The sequence below is a fragment of the Comamonas sp. SY3 genome, assembly GCF_041730275.1.
Classification (GTDB): Bacteria; Pseudomonadota; Gammaproteobacteria; order Burkholderiales; family Burkholderiaceae_C; genus Comamonas; species Comamonas sediminis.
Genome location: NZ_JBGTYN010000001.1, coordinates 597,629 through 614,736 on the forward strand (window position 1 = coordinate 597,629; position 17,108 = coordinate 614,736).

General features: G+C 63.4%; 15 protein-coding genes. 8 read left to right on the forward strand and 7 right to left on the reverse strand.

The genetic code is table 11. The features are described 5' to 3' along the window. Together ACCQ08_RS02650 and ACCQ08_RS02655 are read right to left on the reverse strand one after the other, a co-directional pair. Positions 1 to 669, reverse strand: a complete 669-nt coding sequence (locus ACCQ08_RS02650) for an amino acid ABC transporter permease (RefSeq protein WP_230772003.1) — start codon at positions 667 to 669, stop codon at positions 1 to 3. Positions 670 to 782: 113 nt separating this feature from the next. After that, positions 783 to 1,622 carry a transporter substrate-binding domain-containing protein gene (locus ACCQ08_RS02655; protein WP_312410431.1) on the reverse strand — a complete coding sequence of 280 codons (840 nt, stop codon included), beginning with the start codon at positions 1,620 to 1,622 and terminating at the stop codon, positions 783 to 785. A 315-nt stretch (positions 1,623 to 1,937) separates the two neighbouring features. Between ACCQ08_RS02655 and ACCQ08_RS02660 the strand changes: the two genes are divergently transcribed. The 7 genes from ACCQ08_RS02660 to ACCQ08_RS02690 all read left to right on the forward strand — a co-directional run bounded on the left by ACCQ08_RS02660 (position 1,938) and on the right by ACCQ08_RS02690 (position 10,807). Further along, on the forward strand, positions 1,938 to 2,825 hold the full coding sequence (locus ACCQ08_RS02660) for a 3',5'-nucleoside bisphosphate phosphatase (RefSeq protein ID WP_312410434.1): 888 nt from the start codon (positions 1,938 to 1,940) through the stop codon (positions 2,823 to 2,825). 51 nt (positions 2,826 to 2,876) lie between these two features. After that, positions 2,877 to 3,512 (forward strand): L-threonylcarbamoyladenylate synthase, encoded by a 636-nt coding sequence (locus ACCQ08_RS02665; protein ID WP_239811087.1) that lies wholly within the window; start codon positions 2,877 to 2,879, stop codon positions 3,510 to 3,512. A gap of 178 nt (positions 3,513 to 3,690) precedes the next feature. After that, complete coding sequence (locus tag ACCQ08_RS02670) at positions 3,691 to 4,344, forward strand: site-2 protease family protein (protein ID WP_239811086.1); 654 nt, start codon at positions 3,691 to 3,693, stop codon at positions 4,342 to 4,344. A 48-nt stretch (positions 4,345 to 4,392) separates the two neighbouring features. Further along, a complete protein-coding gene (locus ACCQ08_RS02675; protein WP_373448777.1) occupies positions 4,393 to 5,685 on the forward strand; it encodes a tryptophan--tRNA ligase in 1,293 nt (430 codons plus the stop codon). Positions 5,686 to 5,842: 157 nt separating this feature from the next. Next, complete coding sequence (locus ACCQ08_RS02680; protein WP_239811084.1) at positions 5,843 to 6,550, forward strand: response regulator transcription factor; 708 nt, start codon at positions 5,843 to 5,845, stop codon at positions 6,548 to 6,550. A 120-nt stretch (positions 6,551 to 6,670) separates the two neighbouring features. Continuing rightward, a complete protein-coding gene (locus ACCQ08_RS02685; RefSeq protein ID WP_373448778.1) occupies positions 6,671 to 8,389 on the forward strand; it encodes a FecR domain-containing protein in 1,719 nt (572 codons plus the stop codon). A gap of 60 nt (positions 8,390 to 8,449) precedes the next feature. Continuing rightward, on the forward strand, positions 8,450 to 10,807 hold the full coding sequence (locus tag ACCQ08_RS02690; RefSeq protein WP_373448779.1) for a CHASE2 domain-containing protein: 2,358 nt from the start codon (positions 8,450 to 8,452) through the stop codon (positions 10,805 to 10,807). A gap of 17 nt (positions 10,808 to 10,824) precedes the next feature. Here the strand turns inward: ACCQ08_RS02690 and ACCQ08_RS02695 are convergent, their stop codons facing one another. From ACCQ08_RS02695 to ACCQ08_RS02715, 5 genes are all read right to left on the reverse strand, one after another. Then, positions 10,825 to 11,967, reverse strand: a complete 1,143-nt coding sequence (locus ACCQ08_RS02695; RefSeq protein WP_373448835.1) for an MFS transporter — start codon at positions 11,965 to 11,967, stop codon at positions 10,825 to 10,827. A gap of 289 nt (positions 11,968 to 12,256) precedes the next feature. Next, entirely contained in the window at positions 12,257 to 13,498 is a 1,242-nt protein-coding gene (gene hemW, locus ACCQ08_RS02700) for a radical SAM family heme chaperone HemW (protein ID WP_373448780.1), read from the reverse strand. A gap of 1 nt (position 13,499) precedes the next feature. Continuing rightward, positions 13,500 to 14,135, reverse strand: a complete 636-nt coding sequence (locus tag ACCQ08_RS02705) for a non-canonical purine NTP pyrophosphatase (protein WP_239811080.1) — start codon at positions 14,133 to 14,135, stop codon at positions 13,500 to 13,502. A gap of 145 nt (positions 14,136 to 14,280) precedes the next feature. After that, a complete protein-coding gene (locus ACCQ08_RS02710; protein WP_239811079.1) occupies positions 14,281 to 15,120 on the reverse strand; it encodes a PP2C family serine/threonine-protein phosphatase in 840 nt (279 codons plus the stop codon). Further along, a complete protein-coding gene (locus ACCQ08_RS02715) occupies positions 15,117 to 16,109 on the reverse strand; it encodes a serine/threonine-protein kinase (RefSeq protein ID WP_239811078.1) in 993 nt (330 codons plus the stop codon). Before ACCQ08_RS02715 ends, ACCQ08_RS02710 begins: the two co-directional genes overlap by 4 nt. A 72-nt stretch (positions 16,110 to 16,181) precedes the next feature. Between ACCQ08_RS02715 and ACCQ08_RS02720 the strand changes: the two genes are divergently transcribed. Then, complete coding sequence (locus ACCQ08_RS02720) at positions 16,182 to 17,093, forward strand: YicC/YloC family endoribonuclease (RefSeq protein WP_239811077.1); 912 nt, start codon at positions 16,182 to 16,184, stop codon at positions 17,091 to 17,093. The last annotated feature ends 15 nt before the right edge of the window (positions 17,094 to 17,108 follow it).

Genomic DNA, 17,108 nt, shown 5'->3' on the forward strand with positions numbered 1-17,108 from the left:
TCAGGCCTCCTTGGTGGCCGATGTGCCATGCTCCAGGCGCTTGGCCCACAAGGTCACAGGGAAAAGAATCACGAAATAGGTGATGGCGATGAAGGTGTAGACCTCCAGCGGGCGGTAGGTGTCATGCGCGATGACCTGACCCTGGTAGAGCAGATCGGGCACGGCCAGCACCATCAGCAACGAGGTGTTCTTGAGCTGCAGGATCGACTGGTTGACCAGTGGCGGAATCATCTTGCGGAATGCCTGGGGCAGGATCACGCGGCGCATCACCTGCCCGCGCGTCATGCCAATGGCCTGGCCCGCTTCGGTCTGGCCGATATCGGTGGAGATGATGCCACCCCGGATGATTTCCGAATAGAAGGCGCCGCCATACAAGGACAGGCACAGCGCCGCCGCGACAGGTGCGCTCATCTCGATGCCGGTGAGCACCGGCAGCGCGTAGTAGAACCACACCAGCTGCACCAGCACCGGTGTGCAGCGGAAGACCTCGACAAAGGCGCGCAGCGGCGCGGTCACGATCTTGTTGCTGGACAGACGCCCCAGGCCCGCGACCAGGCCGACCGCAAGGCCGCCCAGGATACAGATCACCGTGAACAGCAATGTGTAGCCCACACCGCCGACCAGCAGCATGCGGTACTTCCACAGGAAGCTAAAGTCCCACTCGTACATAAATCAATCTACCTTTAACGCATACACCCCGGATGCAGCACGCGGCTGCAACCGGGGTGTTTCACATGGGATAAGAGCGTGTTTACGATCCAGGCGCCCATGTGGACCCACCATCAGAACTTGACTTCCTTGGGGAAAGAATCGGCCTTTACGCCGGCGAGCTTTTCCATGTTCTTGAGCACCACGGACTGGATCTCGCCCTTGGCGCGGGCCTCATCCAGCCAGGCATTGACGGCGTTCTCGAAGTCCTTGTTGGGCTCCTTGCGCAGACCTACATTGGTGTTGGCCGTCTCGACCGGGGTCGGCACATAGACCGTGCCCACGTCCGGGCGCTTGGCCACCAGCGGCTGCGACAGCAGCACCACCAGCACCTGGCAGTCGGAGCGGCCGGTCTGCACCGACATCGTGGCCGCGCCCGAGCTTTCCAGGCGCGAGATATTGGCCTTGGGCAGTGCGCGGGTGGCAAACTGGTCCTGGTTGGAGCCGATATCGACCACCACCTTGGCATCGGGCGTATTCAGCTGTTCCCAGGTCTGCACCGGCGCATGGCCTTTTTTGCAGACGGCCGTGAAGGTGTTGTTGAGCAAGGGCTTGGAGAAGTTCACCACTTCCATGCGCTGGGGGGTGGGCGCCATCGCGAACATCAGGTCGATCTTGTTGGCCTGCAGGTCCAGCACGGCATTGCCCCAGGTGGTCTCGACGAACTTCACATTCACGCCGAGCTTCTTGGCCAGGCTCTCGCCAAAATCGGGGCCAAAGCCTTCCCACTTCTGCGTGACCAGGTCCTTGTTGAAATAGGGAATGGCACCGGCGACGGTGCCCACGCGCAGTTCCTTGGTGCGCTTGACGCGGTCCATCGTCGACTCAGCGCCTTGCGCCAGTGCCGCACCAGTCACCGATACCCCTGCGACCACCAAGGCGGCTGCACCCATCAACTTTTTGACAGAAAACATCTACGTATCCTCTAGACGCAGCGAAAACGGGCTGCGCGACCGTGAAAAACCGACAGTGTATTCCTGTTAAAAACCCTAGTAAAAAACGCAAAACGTCGAGATGCACTGTTATTTTCGTCAAATCGGCGAAACAATGACAATTTAAGGGTTAATACTGACATTTCAGAGACAGTACGCCCGGCAGCGGCGGGGATAGCCCGGATGCTGCGCCGGGTCTGACACGCTGCGCACACCACGCGGCCTACAATGAAAGCAGGTATTGCCGCGCTGCTGCGCTGTAAATTGCCTGCCCCTTCCTTGCCACTAGCCAAATTCATGCCAGACATGCTGAACGCCGATCTGCACTGCCACTCCACGTTTTCCGATGGCACCCTGAGCCCGGAAGCGCTGGCCCAGCGTGCCCGCGAGCGGGGGGTGCAGCTGTGGGCGCTGACCGACCATGACGAAGTCAGCGGTCTGGACCGGGCGAGTGCTGCGGCCGCGCAGCAGGGCCTGGCATTTCTGAGCGGTGTGGAGGTGTCAGTGAGCTTTGGCGAAACCACCGTGCATATCGTCGGCCTGGGTTTTGACTGGCACCACGCCGGCCTGCGCGAAGGTCTGGCCCGCACGCGGGGCGGCCGCGAGCAGCGCGCCCGCGAGATGGCCGCCGGCCTGGAGAAGGTCGGTATCGGCGGCGCCTATGAAGGTGCGCTGCGCTATGTGGGCAACCCGGATTTGATCTCGCGCACGCATTTTGCCCGCTTTCTGGTCGAAACCCGGGTCTGCCGCGATCCGGCGGAGGTGTTCCGCCATTACCTGGTCGAGGGCAAGCCCGGCTTTGTGCCCCACCGCTGGGCGCGGCTGCAGGATGCCGTGCAGTGGATCGTGCAAGCGGGCGGGCTGGCCGTCATCGCCCACCCTGCGCGCTACCACCTCAATGGCGGGGAAGAGCATGCGCTGTTCTCCTCGTTCAAGGACTATGGCGGCCAAGGGGTGGAAGTGGTCACCGGCAGCCACTTTCCGCACGAATACGCCATCTACGCAGACCTGGCCAACAGCTTTGGCCTGTATGCCTCACGGGGCTGCGATTTCCACAGCCCGGGCGAATCGGGTACCGATTTTGGTGCCCTGCCCCCGCTGCCCAGCGGCGTCCCACCCGTGTGGCAGGCGCTGGAGGGGCGCATCCTGCACCCGGGTGCGCCGCAGCACACCGCTGTTCATTGAGCCAGCCCCAACCGCCACACCCACGATAACCAGCGCACCACCAACACATCCATGGCCCAATATTTCGAGGTTCACCCCGACAATCCCCAACCCCGCCTGCTCAAGCAGGCCGCCGCCATGCTCAAGGACGGCGGCATCCTGGCAGTGCCCACCGACTCCAGCTATGCCTTTGTCTGCGCGCTGGACAACAAGCAAGTGGTAGACCGGCTGCGCCGCATCCGCCAGATCGATGACAAACGCATGCTCACGTTGCTGTGCTGCGATCTGTCCCAGCTGTCGAGCTATGCGATGGTGGACAACCACCAGTTCCGCATGCTCAAGCTGGGCACGCCCGGGCCGTTCACCTTTATTCTGGCCGCCACCAAAGAGGTGCCCCGCCGCATCAGCCACCCTTCACGCAAGACCATCGGTCTGCGCGTGCCCGACAACAAGGGCCTGTTGATGCTGCTGGAGCTGCATGGGGAGCCGCTGCTGTCCACCACCTTGATTCCGCCGGGCGAGACCGAGCCGCTGAACGACCCCGAAGAAATCCGCGAGCGCTTTGAATCGCAGATCGAACTGGTGGTCAATGCGGGGCCCTGCCCGCTGGAGCCGACGACGATCGTCGACCTGACGCCAATGGGCACCGGGGGCGCGCCCGTGGTGGTGCGCGAAGGCCGCGGGCCACTGGCGCAACTGGGTCTGTAAGCGGGCCGCCAGGCACGGCTGGCGTACTGGGGTGGGCCCTGCTGAGGCGGCCTGCGCAAACGTTTGCCACGGCCATTGCCATCGCTGCGCAGAGGCCACCGGCAAATCTGATAGGCTCGCCACTGCCTGGTGCGCTGTGGCGCGCCCTTTCTCACCTTACTGATGACCCGCCTTCTCCGTGAACGCTGACCTGATACAAACCGTTCTGATCTATGCACTGCCGGTGCTGTTCTCCATCACCGTGCACGAGGCAGCGCATGGCTATGCTGCGCGCCATTTCGGGGACAACACGGCAGCCATGCTGGGCCGCCTGACGCTGAACCCGCTCAAGCACATCGACCCCATCGGCACCATCCTGATGCCGCTGATGCTGTATTTCATGACCTCGGGCGCCTTTGTGTTTGGCTACGCCAAACCCGTGCCCGTGGCCTTTGGCAACCTGCGCAACCCCAAACGCGACATGATCTGGGTGGCGCTGGCCGGCCCTGCGACCAATTTTGTGCAGGCCCTGCTCTGGGCTGTGGTCTACGGCATTCTGGTCGCCTCTGGCGTCGATGAGCGCTTCTTCCTGAAGATGGCGCAGGCCGGTGTGCTGGTGAACCTAGTGATGTGGGCCTTCAACCTGTTTCCGCTGCCTCCGCTGGATGGCGGGCGTGTGCTGGTGGGGCTGCTGCCCTACAAGCAGGCGGTGGCCGTCTCCAAGATTGAACCTTATGGATTTTTCATCGTCATGGGTCTTGTCATTGCAGGGGTCGTCAGCACCTTCTGGATGCGCCCCCTGATGAGCCTGGGCTACGCCGTTGTCAGCGTGGTGCTGATGCCCTTCAGCTGACCGCCTGCACCGCCCGCCCTGCGCCGCAACGCATATTGATGGATCGTTATGACTAAGACACGTTATCTCACGGGTATCACCCCCTCTGGAACGCCCCACCTGGGCAATTACGCCGGCATGATGCGCCCGGCCATCGCCGCCAGCCGTGCCAGCGATGTCGAGAACTTCTATTTCCTCGCCGACTACCACGCGCTGATCAAGTGCCAGGATCCCGAGCGCGTCAACCGCTCGACCTTGGAAATCGCGGCGAGCTGGCTGGCCGCAGGCCTGAACCCCGAGCACGTGACCTTCTACCGCCAGTCGGATATCCCGGAGATTCCCGAGCTGACCTGGTTTCTGACCTGCGTGACCGGCAAGGGCGTGCTCAACCGCGCCCATGCCTACAAGGCCGCGCAGGACAAGAATGCCGAATCCGGCAAGGAAGGCGATGACGGCGTCACCGCAGGCCTTTTCATGTACCCGGTGCTGATGGGCGCAGACATTCTGGTGTTCAACGCGAACAAGGTGCCAGTGGGCCGTGACCAGATCCAGCACATCGAGATGGCCCGTGACATGGCCTCGAGCTTCAACCACCTGTACGGCGAGCATTTCGTGCTGCCCGAGGCAGCAGTGGACGACCATGTGGCGACCCTGGCCGGCCTCGATGGCCGCAAGATGAGCAAGAGCTACGACAACACGATTCCGCTGTTCTCCACGCAGGCCCAGCTCAAGAAGTTGATCGGCAGCATCGTGACCGACTCGCGCGCGCCCGGCGAGCCCAAGGAAGTGGAAGGCTCGGCTCTGTTTCAGATGTACCAGGCGTTTGCCACCCCCGAGGAAACAGCGGCCTTGCGCCAGGCCTATGCAGACGGCATTGCCTGGGGAGATGCGAAGGCCTTGCTGTTCGAATGCATTGACCGTGAGCTCGCTCCGTTGCGTGAGCGCTACAACTACCTGATGGCCCACCCCCAGGAAGTGGAGGCCATTTTGCGCCAAGGTGCAGAAAAAGCACGAACATATTCAGGCCCTTTACTACATAAGTTACGTGCCGCTGTTGGCCTGCGGCCACTGACCGTGGCCAGCCATGCCGATACGCCGAAGGCGGCAACCCGGCAGGCGGGCGCTGCATTCAAGCAGTACCGCGACAAGGACGGCAAGTTCTACTTCAAGCTGGTGCGGGCCGATGGCGCCGTGCTGCTGCAGAGCCTGGGATTCGATGCGCCCAGGGACGCGGGCGCGATGATTGCACAATTGCAGGCGCAGCCACAGAGCCTGCCCGAGGCCATGGACAACCTGCAATTGGGTGACAGCTGCTCCCTGTCGGATGTGCAGTTGGCGCTCAAAGAGATAGCCGAGAGTTAAGAGACTGCCTATACTGCATTTGCAACTAATTGTTGAAGCTGTCACCGCCGTGGCAACTTACCCGTTTAACGCAGTGTGGAGCGAGTGATTCAATTTGCTTTTATTATTGAGCCATCGAATAAAAGCAAGCTATTGAGCTTTGTGGGAGTGAGCTGTTATGAGAATTGTGGCACTGGATGATGATCTGGTGGTGTTGGATATGCTCTCCAAGACCATGGAGGCGGAGGGCCATGCCTGTACGACCCATTCCTCTGGCGCCTCGCTGATCAAGGACATGCGCCGCGAAACCTACGACCTGCTGATCCTGGACTGGCAATTGCCGGACACCACGGGACCGCAGGTCGTGCGCTGGATACGGGAGAACGTCAACCAGGAGTTGCCGGTGCTCTTCATCACCAGCCGCCATGGTGAGGCGGACATCGTCGAGGGACTGGAGGCTGGAGCGGACGATTTCATGATCAAACCGCTGCGGGTGGCCGAGCTGGTCGCGCGTGTGCGTGCGCTGCTGCGCCGCGCCTACCCTGCGGCCACCAAGGGTACGCTGGAGTTTGGCCGCTACAAGTTCCTGTCCGATTCGCGGGCCTTGGAAGTTGACGGCAAGCTGGTGGAGTTGAAGAACCGCGAGTACGATCTGGCGCTGTTTCTGTTTCAGAACATGGGGCGCCTGCTGTCGCGTGACCATTTGCGCGAAATCATCTGGGGCCAGAACTCCGATGTCATCTCGCGCTCGCTCGATACCCATGTATCGCGGCTGCGTACCTTGCTGGATCTGCGTCCGGAGAACGGGTTCATCATCACCGCAGTGTATGGAGTGGGCTATCGGTTTGAGGCCGTCAAACCGCTGTCCGAGACGCAGCCCGACTGAATGTCTGCAGGGAAATGCAGCGCGTCATACGGCCAACACGCCACACGTGTTGGCCGTATTTACGCTGATGCATCCCGACCACCTGCCCGGCCTGGCCGCCGGGCTTGAAGGAGAGCCATCTTGTTTCGTTTCCGTCTGCCGTTGTCTACTGCCATCTGGCTGGCCATTGGCGTGGCCGCCCCTGGTCTCGCGCTGGGGGCGTCGGCAGACCAGTTGCCCGATATCCGCCATACGGTCGTCAGCGGCGACACGCTTGAAGGCGTGGCCCAGCGCTATCTGAAGGACCCGCAGCAGTGGCGCGCCGTCGGCACGCTCAATGGCGTCAAGGATCCATTGCGGCTGCGGGTGGGCTCGGTCATCGTCATTCCTGCCCACATGGTGGGCTACCAGGAGGTGACGATCACCCATGTCAAGGGCGTTGCACGCATGCGCTCGCCGCAGTCCGGCAGCGACTGGCAGAGCGCAGCGTCGGGCACGATCCTGACCGAGGGCGATGAGCTGCAGGTGCCTGCGGGCAGCTATGTGAGCCTGCGCTTTGCCGATGGCAGCTCGGTGCGCATCAATGAGAACTCGCAGCTCAAGCTCAGCGAGCTGCGCAAGAACAGCCGCACCGACGAGCAGCAGTCGGTGCTCGATCTGAGCCAGGGCGGTCTGGAATCCCATGTGACGCCCGTGGTGGACCAGCGCCGCAAGCGCAAGTTCGAGATCAAGACGCCGATGGCCACCACCAGCGTGCGCGGCACGGTGTTCTCGGTCAGCGTGACGGATTCCGGCAAGGCCATCACCGCCGTCGACAAGGGCGTGGTGCAGGTGCAAGGTTACACGGCAAAGCGCCAGCCGGCGCAGCAGGCCCTGGTACCGGCGGGATCGGGTGTGGCAGTGCAGGCAAGCGGCCAGGTGGGCACGCCGGTGGCCCTGCTGGAGGCACCCAGCCTGGAGCGCAACCCCGCCGTTTTTGAAGACGCCAATTTTCTGACGCTGCAAGTGGGCGAGGTGCCGGGTGCTCGGCAGTATGCCGTGCTGCTGGCACTCGACGCGGATCTGTCCCGCGTGATCCTGCGCCAAAGCCATGCCAGCCCCAGCTTCCGATTCGAGGCCGTACCGGACGGCACCTACTACCTGAGTGCACGCGCCCTCGACGCGCAGGACATACCAGGCAAGCCGGCGGTGCAGACCATCAAGGTCAAGGCGACTCCCATCCCGCCGCTCTATTCCAGCCCTGCCCCGGATGGCTTGATCGGCTTGTCCGATGGCGAGCTGCTCTGCACCGAGGGCGGCTCGGGCATTGCGGGCTACCGCATCCAGGTCTCTGCCAGCCGGGATTTCTCGCAACCCTTGCAGGACTCCGGCGTGGTGGACAACTGCCAGGCCAGCGTGACCGGCCTGGGCGAGGGCCACTATTTCTGGCGTGCGGCCAGCGTGCGCCGGCTGGCGGACGGCAGCCTGGACCAAGGCCCGTTTGCGCAGCCACAGGCTTTCAAGACCGGCAGCAACCCGGCGGTACTGGGCGCCGATGCGCTGAATGCGGCAGAGCCCAGCGCCCCCAACCTGCTGCAGCTGTCCTGGCCGGCCGAGCCCAACCAGCGTTTCAACCTGCAGCTGGCCAAAGACGAATCCTTTGCCAGCCCGCTGGCCAGCACGCAGCTCGACCAGCCGCAGTGGACATCGGACCCCCTGGTCGCGGGCGACTACTATGTGCGCATCCAGGTGCTGGACCCTTCGGGCCTCAAGAGCCGCTACTCCGATCCGCGCAAGCTCACTGTCGAGCCCTCGGTCGTCACCGGCGCGGGTACCGTCCTCAGAACCGGTGAAGGCAAAGCTGTTCTCAGCCCGCGCTAAGGGTACGCCGACCTGGACAGCGCCCCTGACGGTGCGCTGTCCGCGTTCACTGAACCGCCCATGGCCGTACCCTCTTTCTCATTGAGCCGGACCCAGCTGCGCTGGCTGGAGTGGCTGACGCTGTCTGCGCTGCTGCTGGGCCTGGTGGCCTGGGCCAGCCTGCGCGAGCAGCCCCGTGTCATCAATACCTTTGTGCAGGACATCACCGGCTGGCTCAGCGCGCCTGTGCCCCGCGATGACATCGTCATCGTTGCGATTGACGATGCGAGCCTGCAAAGCGTGGGCCGCTGGCCGTGGCGCCGCTCCGTGCATGCGCAGCTGATAGATCGCATCGCCGCCCAGCACCCCAAGGCCCTGGGCGTGGACGTGCTGTTCAGCGAACCCGACCTGCAGCACCCTGAGGACGATGTCCTGCTGGCGCAGGCGATTGCGCAGGCAGGCCATGTCGTGCTGCCGGTGGACTGGCGCATGGCCAATGTGGACATCGGCGCCGAACTGCCGCTCGCCCGCCTGCGCGAGGCGGCGCGCCAGCTCGGGCATGTGAACGTCACCGTCGATGACGACGGAGTGATACGCCGCTACTCCGGCGCGCAAGGCGAGGACACCGGGCCCTGGCCCCATTTCAGCATTGCCATGCTGTGTGCCAGCGGCCAGAGCCATGCGCTGTGCCAGGGCACGCGCCCCCCCGAGCCCGGAGAGCAGTGGGTACAGCGCTCGCCCGAGATCTTCAACTTTGCCCGAGGAGACCGGCCCTACACCATGTACTCGGCCGAAGATGTGCTGACGGGACGCATACCCGCCGACAGCTTTCGCGGCAAGTATGTGCTGCTGGGCGCCACCGCCTCGGGCCTGGGCGATTACTTTGCCAGCCCCGCGCGGCCCGCATCGCGGCATATCGCGGGCGTGGAGCTGATCGCCCATGCGCTCGACTCCCAGCTGTCCAACCAGCATGTGCATGCCGTATCGCTGAGGAGCAATATGGCCGTCAACCTGGCCGCGATTGTGCTGGCGCTGCTGGCCATTGCACTGCTGGGGCCGATGGCCGGCCTGCTGGCGCAGATGACTGTGGCTGCGGGCCTGCTGGCGCTGTGCCTGGCACTGCGCAGCTGGGCCGGCTTGCAGCTGGCGCCCGGGGCGGCACTGGTGGGCTTGCTGGTCATCTACCCGATCTGGAGCTGGCGGCGCCTCAGCGCGGCCGCGCGTTTCCTGCAGCAGGAGATGCACAACCTGCGCGCTGCGCTGGACACCACCAGCGCCCCGCAGCGCAATGGCCTGCTGATGGACGACTTTCTGGAGCGGCGCATCAAGGCGGTGGAGACCGCCACCGACACCTTGCGCCAGATGCACGGCTTTGTGCGCGATACGCTGCGCCAGATCCCCTCGCCCACCTTTGTGGTCGATCCGTTGGGCATGGTCAGCCTGCACAATGCCGCCGCCGTGCGCTACCTGCAGAACCTGGGCGTGCCCAGCCAGGGGTTGATCGCGATCCAGTCGGCGCTGCAGGGCATGCGCACCAAGGACTCGGGCCAGGTGCTGTCGTTTGCCAGCGCCGAGCAGCTGCGCGCCCTGCCGCCCGAGTGCGAGGTGCTCGACCGCGAGGACCACCCCTGGCTGCTGCTGGCCGAGGCCTTTCGTGCACCGGCGCCTGCGGGCTGGCTGTTGATGCTGGTGGACCTGACCGAGCTGCACAAGGCGCAGCAGCAGCGCGACCAGGCGCTGCGTTTCATCTCGCATGATTTCCGCTCACCCCAGTCCTCGATCATCACCTTGCTGGAGATGTACAAGGAATTCCCCGGCCAGATGAGCGAGGCCGAGCTGCACCGCAAGATCAACCGCCTGGCGCACCAGTCGCTGGAGATGGCCGAGAGCTTTGTCCAGCTCGCCTCGGCCCAGTCGCAGGCCATGCAGCCGCAGCTGCTCAACCTCGATGTATTGCTGCAGGAAGCCGTTGACGACTGCTGGGCCAAGGCCTCGGAGAAGAAAATCCAGGCACGCTACCTGCCCGGAGCGCTGGAGGCCGCCGAGACCGACATCGTCTGCGTCGGAGACCGGTCCTTGCTGCAGCGCTGCTTTGTCAACCTGCTGGGCAACGCGATCAAGTACAGCCCCAGCGGCACGGTGGTGGAGGCCAGCATTGCCGATGATGGCGAGTACTGGCAGGTGGAAGTGCGCGACCAGGGCTTTGGCATGACGCAGGAGCAGCTGGACAAGCTCTTTCAGCCGTTCCAGCGCTTCCACCAGAACAGCCAGCCGCAGATCTCGGGCATCGGCCTGGGCCTGAGCTTTGTGCAGACGGTGGTGCTGCGCCACCAGGGTTTTGTCAGCGTCACCAGCGGGGTCAACGAGGGCTCCTGCTTCAGCCTGCACATTCCGAAGGCGCCGGCCACCTACCCAGGCGTGCAGCAGCCGCAGTCCTAGCCTCCTGGGGCCTGGGCTCAGTGCAGTTCTTTGCCCCGGAGTTCCGGGATCAGCCACACCGTCGCCAGCGCATCGAGCACATAGATGGCAGCCAGCAGGCCAATGGCCATCTGGAACGAATACTGGGCCGCAATGGCGCCGATCACCACCGGACCTGCGCCACCGACGGCGCGGCCAATGTTGAACAGCACATTCTGGGCGGTGGCCCGGGCCTCGGTCGGGTAGGCCTCGCTCATCAAGGCGCCAAAGCCGCCCATCATGCCGTTGACGAACATGCCCATCACGGCACCGGCCCAGAGCATGGTGATGGGGTCGTTGAGCTGCGAGTAGAACAGCACCATCAGCGCCGCTCCCGCCTGGAACAGCAGAAAGCTCGGCTTGCGGCCGATGCGGTCGGCCAGTTGGCCAAAGATCCAGATGCCGGCCATCATGCCCAGGATGGTGACGGCGGTCCACAACGCGGACTTGGTCAGGTTGAAGCCCAGCTTGTTGGCCAGGAAGGCGGGCATCCAGATCATGATGCCGTAGTAGCCAAAGTTCTGCACCGAGGTGAGCACGGCAATGCCGATGCTGATGCGGGTGGTGGCGCGGTCCTTGACCAGCAGCTTGAAGCACTGCAGCACGGACTGCTTTTTCTCCTGGCTGCGCACAAACACCTCGGGCTCATGCAGACGGTTGCGGATGAACCAGGCCACAAAGGCCGGGATCACGCCCACCAGGAACATGCCGCGCCAGCCGATATAGGGCAGCAGCAATGGCGTCAGCAAGGCGGCGCCCAATACCCCCACCTGCCAGCCCAGCGCCACATAGGACGAGACACGCGCCCGGTAACGCGCCGGCCAGGCCTCCGCTGCCAGCGCCATGCCAATGCCGAACTCGCCCCCCAGGCCGATACCGGCGATGGTGCGGTAGACCAGCAGGTCCCAGTAACCCTGCGCAAACGCACACAGCCCGGTAAACACGGCAAACAGCACGATGGTCCAGGTCAGCACGCGGATGCGGCCATAGCGGTCGCTGAGCATGCCGAACACGATGCCGCCCACAACAGCGCCGATCAAGGTCCAGGTGACCAGCGATCCGGCCTGCGCCGTCGTCAGCCCCAGATCCTCACGGATGGCGCTGAGCATGAAGCCCAGGATCAGCAGGTCAAAACCGTCCATGGCGTAGCCCACGGCCGAACCAGCCAAGGCCTTCCAGCCATAGCGGTTGACGGTATCGGAGGAGGAGGAGGCAGTGCCTGTAGCGGCAGACCCGGCAGCGGATGAAGACATGAAATGCGCTTTGTAGTAGGTTTTATGACCGCTGCGCGCACAAAAATGCCGCACGGATGGCGGCATGGTTGCTCAGCAGCGGGCGCTATTGTGCGCGATATCTATACGCTCTGCGTAGGGCCTGCGCAGTCCACATATTGACTAGTCGGTAAAAAATGGGGCGTTGGGCGCCCCACCGTCAGGCCAGGAACAGCTCCTGCAGATCGCTCAGAAAGTCGAATCCACGCTCTGTGGGGGTGACTTTCTGGAAATCCAGCTTGATCAGCCCCTTGGCCTCGGCCTCGTGCAAGGCCTTGGCGATGGAGCTGAGCGGCAGGCCGGTGCGGTCCAGGTAATCCTGCAGTGCAAAGCCCTCGCGCAGGCGCAGCGCATTGAGCATGAACTCGAACGGCAGATCGGCGCGCTTGACCTCGTCGTCCTGCGCCAGCGCATTCCCCTGCAGCGCCTGGGCCATGTAGCGGGCCGGATCACGCAGCCGCACCTGGCGCACCACGCGGTGGGCAAAGCTCAGCTTGCTGTGGGCGCCCGCCCCAATGCCCAGGTAATCACCAAACAGCCAGTAGTTGCTGTTGTGCACGCAGGCATGGCCCGGCTTGGCATAGGCCGACACCTCGTAGCGCTGCATGCCGGCCTGCGCGGTGCGCGCCGTGATCTGGTCCAGCATCGCATAGGCCACATCGTCCTCCGGAACGGCCGGCGGGTACTTGGCAAAAAAGGTGTTGGGCTCGATGGTCAGGTGGTAGATCGAGATGTGCGGCGGCGCAAAGCCCAGCGCCGTATCCAGGTCCCGCGCCAGGTCCTGGGCAGTCTGGCCCGGCAGCGCATACATGATGTCCAGGTTGAAGGTCTCGAAGCTGCTGGCGGCCTCTTCAACCGCAGCCATTGCCTGCGCGCCGTTGTGCACGCGGCCGATGGCTTCCAGAAAGCGGTCGTCAAAGCTCTGCACGCCAATCGACAGACGGGTGATGCCCGCACCGCGAAAGGCCCGGAAGCGGTCCTTCTCGAAGGTGCCGGGGTTGGCCTCCATCGTGATCTCGCAACCGGCCTCCACACGCAGACGCGCACGGATGGCCGAGATCAGCCGGTCAATCGATTCCGGCGAAAACAGGCTGGGTGTGCCGCCCCCCAGAAAAATGCTGTGGATGCTGCGCCCCCAGACGAGCGGCAAGGCCTGCTCCAGGTCGGCAATCAGCGCATCGATGTAGCGCTCTTCGGGCACCGCATGGCGGCCGTCCCGCGCCTCATGCGAATTGAAATCGCAGTACGGGCATTTCTTGATGCACCAGGGCAGATGCACATACAGCGACAGCGGCGGCAGGCTGGGCAGCTGCAAGGTGCCCGGGCGCATGTAGTGCTGGATATCGCGCTGCACCACCTGCTCTGGCGCTTGCGCCGGTTGCAGCGGAATATGCACCGCCATCTCAGTCCTTGGGCGCCGCCGCCACCAGCGGCGTGCCGGCCAACCAGCTGTCGCGCAGCAGTGCCATCATCTGGCGCGACGAGCGGCCACGGTGGCTGTGCGCATGCTTGACCTCGGTGGCCATTTGCCCAAAGGTCATGCCCAGCTCGGGGATCAGCAGCACCGGGTCGAAGCCGAAGCCGCCCTCGCCCAGCGGCGCGGTGGTGATTTCGGCAGCCACCCGGCCCACCGCGACCAGCGGCTCCGGATCCTTGGGGTGGCGCACCGCCACCAAGGTGCTGACCATGGCCGCACGGCGGTCGGTCACGCCCTGCATCTGTTCCAGCAGCGCGCGCACATTGTTGGCATCGCTTTTCTCGTAACCGAACTGGGTGCAGTAGTAGGCGGTATCCACCCCCGGCAGACCGCCGAAGGCCGCCACGCACAGACCGGCATCATCGGCAATGGCGGGCAGGCCGGTGTGCTCGGACGCAAAGCGGGCCTTGGTCAACGCATTTTCCAGAAAGGTGCCATAAGGCTCGGGCGCTTCGCCCTGCATCAAATCGCCCTGGGGGACCAGGGTGACGCCCAGCGGCTCGAACATGGCCTGCAGTTCGGCGAGTTTGCCCGGGTTGTTGGAAGCGAGAACGATTTTCATGGATCGACACCAGCGGCCGCGGCAGGTTCACCTGCGCAGCCCGCTGCTTTTTGGAGAAAAGTAAAAACAGGCATGGCGGCCTTGCGCCGCCATGCAGGACAGGCTGAATTATCAGCGGAGCGACAAAACGCAGTGCATGCCGGGCTTATGCGGCGGGCGCATCCGGCCGAGGCTCGGCCTTGCCACCGGCATCGGGCTCGAGCGGTGGCGGCAAGGTGTCACTCACCGGCTCGTCCGATTCGAAACGCTCGGCACCGGGCATTTCCCACTCCATCGCTACCGCCGTGACGTTGTCGCTGGTGGCACCGGCCTTGCGCAGGGCCGCATCGATCAGGTCTGGGATGGCGCGGGAGACCGACTTGTTGGCCAGCTCGCGCGCAATCACCGTCTCGGAGACGCTGCTCCACAGCCCGTCAGAGCACAGCATGATGCGGTCGCTGCGGTGCATCTCGGTGGGACCGGCCACATCAAAGAACGGGCGCGAAGGGCTGCCCAGGCAGGTGAACAGCACATTGCGGTTGAAGCGGTCGGGGTTGATGCTGGTCACCCCGGAACCACGCAACTCCATGTAGGAATGGTCACGGGTGCGCGCCAGCACCTTGCCGCTGCGCACCAGGTACAGGCGCGAGTCGCCACAATGCACCCACCAGATATTGCCATCCTGCACCACCGAGGCCACCAAGGTGGTGCGGGGCGGGTCTTCCATCTGGTTGGCGATCGCGTATTTCAGAATATTGTGGTGCGCCGACAGCAGCGCATTCTCGAGGAATTCGGCCGGGTCCTCCAGCTTGGGGCGCGCCAGTCGCTGAAAATCGAGCGACACGGTCTGCAACGCCAGTTGCGCGGCCACTTCCCCTTCCGGATGCCCTCCCATGCCATCGGCCACGACAAACAGACAGGCTTCCTTGGTATAGCTATACCCCATCCTGTCTTCGTTTTTTTCCCGCCCGCCCTTGCGGCTGAGCTGGAAGACCGAGAACTTCATTTGGTTTGGCCTCCGCCCACGCGCTTTTTGGTATCGCTGACCAGCGAATCAATCGACATACGAACCTTCTCGGAGACAGTCAGTTTGGTATAGCGGCGCTCATCTTCGCGCGCCAGCTCTTTTTGCAACAGGAACACCGACTGAGGCCGGGCCTGGGGATCCAGTGCCATGCACCACTCCACCAGTTCGATCAGGTTGTCCGAGTAAACGCCGCGCACCTTGGACATGGCCAGGCTCAGGCGGTCCTTTTCCTGGCGCTTGGGTGCGTCGTTGGGCGGAATGCCCTGCATGCAGGCATAGATGCAGGCGCCAATCGCATAGATATCGGTCCAGGGGCCCAGCGCCATGTCGCGGCGGTACATCTCGGGGGCGGCAAAGCCGGGGGTGTACATCGGACGGACAAAGTTGCCTTCCTTGCTCAGCACTTCGCGGGCCGCGCCAAAATCGATCATCACCGCCTTGTTGTCGTCGGTGATGAAGATGTTGGCCGGTTTGATATCGAGGTGCAGCATCTTGTGCTGGTGCACGATGCGCAGACCGCGCAGCACCTCGTCGAACAGCGAGCGGATCGTGGACTCGCGGAAGACCTTGGCTTCCTTCAGATCGCGGGCGGTCACGACGAAATCCTGCAAGGTGGCCCCTTGCAGGTAGTTCATCACCATGTAGACGGTGTCGTTCTCGCGGAAGAAGTTGTAGACACTGACGACCGAAGAGTGCGAGATCTGGGCGAGCGCGCGGCCCTCTTCAAAGAAACTCTTGAGGCCCAATCGGTACAGAGACAGCTTGTCGGGCTCGATGCTCGGGGACAGCGAACCCGGCGCACGGGTGGCCAGGCTGGACGGCAAATACTCCTTGATGGCGACCTGCTGGCCATCGGGCGCCAGCGCCAGATAGACCACCCCGAACCCCCCTGCCGATATGCGCCGCACGATACGGTAGCCACCGATGACGGTATTGGCTGGCAGCGGCGCTGGCTTTACTTTTGACATAGTTTGATGAACAACGCAGGTATATGAGAAGCCTGATAATGAGCGCGATTGCAAGCAACCTCATACAGTCCTATGCCAGTTTACAGCATGACAGGCTATGCCTCTGTCCAGCAAAGCATCCCACCTGACGGTGACAACAATGCTCCCTCCCTCTGGCGCGTCGGACTGGAAATTCGCTCGGTTAACAGCCGTTTTCTCGATTTATCTTTTAAGCTTCCGGAAGACCTCAGAAGCTGCGAACCTCAGTTACGCTCTCTGGTAGATAATAGTCTGAAGCGTGGCAAGGTGGAAGTGCGGGTACTGATCAACAGTGAACACGCGTCCAGCGTGCCGGTCGCATCGCCCCGCCTGCTGCAGCAGCTGGGCAGCTTCCAGGACACCGTCAAGGCCTGGATGCCGGCAGCCCAGCCCTTCTCTGTCGCAGAAGTGCTACGCCTGAGCGGCAGCGGCAGCATCGAGTTGCCCGAGAACTGGGCTGAGAACGTGGCCGCGCTGTGCCAGCAAGCTCTCAAGACCCTGCTCGACGCCCGCCAGCGCGAAGGCAAGCGGCTCGCCGACATGCTCCAAGACCGCATCAAGCAGCTGCGCCAGCTGGCCGACCAGGCCGAGCCGCTGATTCCCGAACTGGTCAAGCAGCAAAAGCAGCGCTTTTTGGAGCGCTGGCAAGAGGCGATGGCGCTGAGCGCCGGCAGCGTCTCACCAGAAGCAGCCCAGGATCGTGCGCTGACCGAGGCCACGTCTTTTGCGATCCGCATCGATGTGGCAGAAGAAGTGACACGCCTGCGCTCGCACCTGGAAGAGATCAGCCGTCTGCTGACCAAGGGTGGTGATATCGGCAAGCGCCTCGACTTCCTGATCCAGGAGCTGCACCGCGAGGCCAACACCTTGGGCTCCAAATCTGCAGCGCTGGACCTGACCCGCATCAGCGTCGACATGAAGGTGCTGATCGAGCAGATGCGCGAACAAGTGCAAAACATCGAATAAGAAGCCAGAACTCCC

Bases quoted from the DNA above. Each gene is read 5' to 3' on its own strand.
- ACCQ08_RS02650 (WP_230772003.1), bottom strand. From the start codon at position 669: ATGTACGAGTGGGACTTTAGCTTCCTGTGGAAGTACCGCATGCTGCTG.
- ACCQ08_RS02655 (WP_312410431.1), bottom strand. From the start codon at position 1,622: ATGTTTTCTGTCAAAAAGTTGATGGGTGCAGCCGCCTTGGTGGTCGCA.
- ACCQ08_RS02660 (WP_312410434.1), top strand. From the start codon at position 1,938: ATGCCAGACATGCTGAACGCCGATCTGCACTGCCACTCCACGTTTTCC.
- ACCQ08_RS02665 (WP_239811087.1), top strand. From the start codon at position 2,877: ATGGCCCAATATTTCGAGGTTCACCCCGACAATCCCCAACCCCGCCTG.
- ACCQ08_RS02675 (WP_373448777.1), top strand. From the start codon at position 4,393: ATGACTAAGACACGTTATCTCACGGGTATCACCCCCTCTGGAACGCCC.
- ACCQ08_RS02680 (WP_239811084.1), top strand. From the start codon at position 5,843: ATGAGAATTGTGGCACTGGATGATGATCTGGTGGTGTTGGATATGCTC.
- ACCQ08_RS02690 (WP_373448779.1), top strand. From the start codon at position 8,450: ATGGCCGTACCCTCTTTCTCATTGAGCCGGACCCAGCTGCGCTGGCTG.
- ACCQ08_RS02695 (WP_373448835.1), bottom strand. From the start codon at position 11,967: ATGGACGGTTTTGACCTGCTGATCCTGGGCTTCATGCTCAGCGCCATC.
- hemW (WP_373448780.1), bottom strand. From the start codon at position 13,498: ATGGCGGTGCATATTCCGCTGCAACCGGCGCAAGCGCCAGAGCAGGTG.
- ACCQ08_RS02705 (WP_239811080.1), bottom strand. From the start codon at position 14,135: ATGAAAATCGTTCTCGCTTCCAACAACCCGGGCAAACTCGCCGAACTG.
- ACCQ08_RS02710 (WP_239811079.1), bottom strand. From the start codon at position 15,120: ATGAAGTTCTCGGTCTTCCAGCTCAGCCGCAAGGGCGGGCGGGAAAAA.
- ACCQ08_RS02715 (WP_239811078.1), bottom strand. From the start codon at position 16,109: ATGTCAAAAGTAAAGCCAGCGCCGCTGCCAGCCAATACCGTCATCGGT.
- ACCQ08_RS02720 (WP_239811077.1), top strand. From the start codon at position 16,182: ATGCCAGTTTACAGCATGACAGGCTATGCCTCTGTCCAGCAAAGCATC.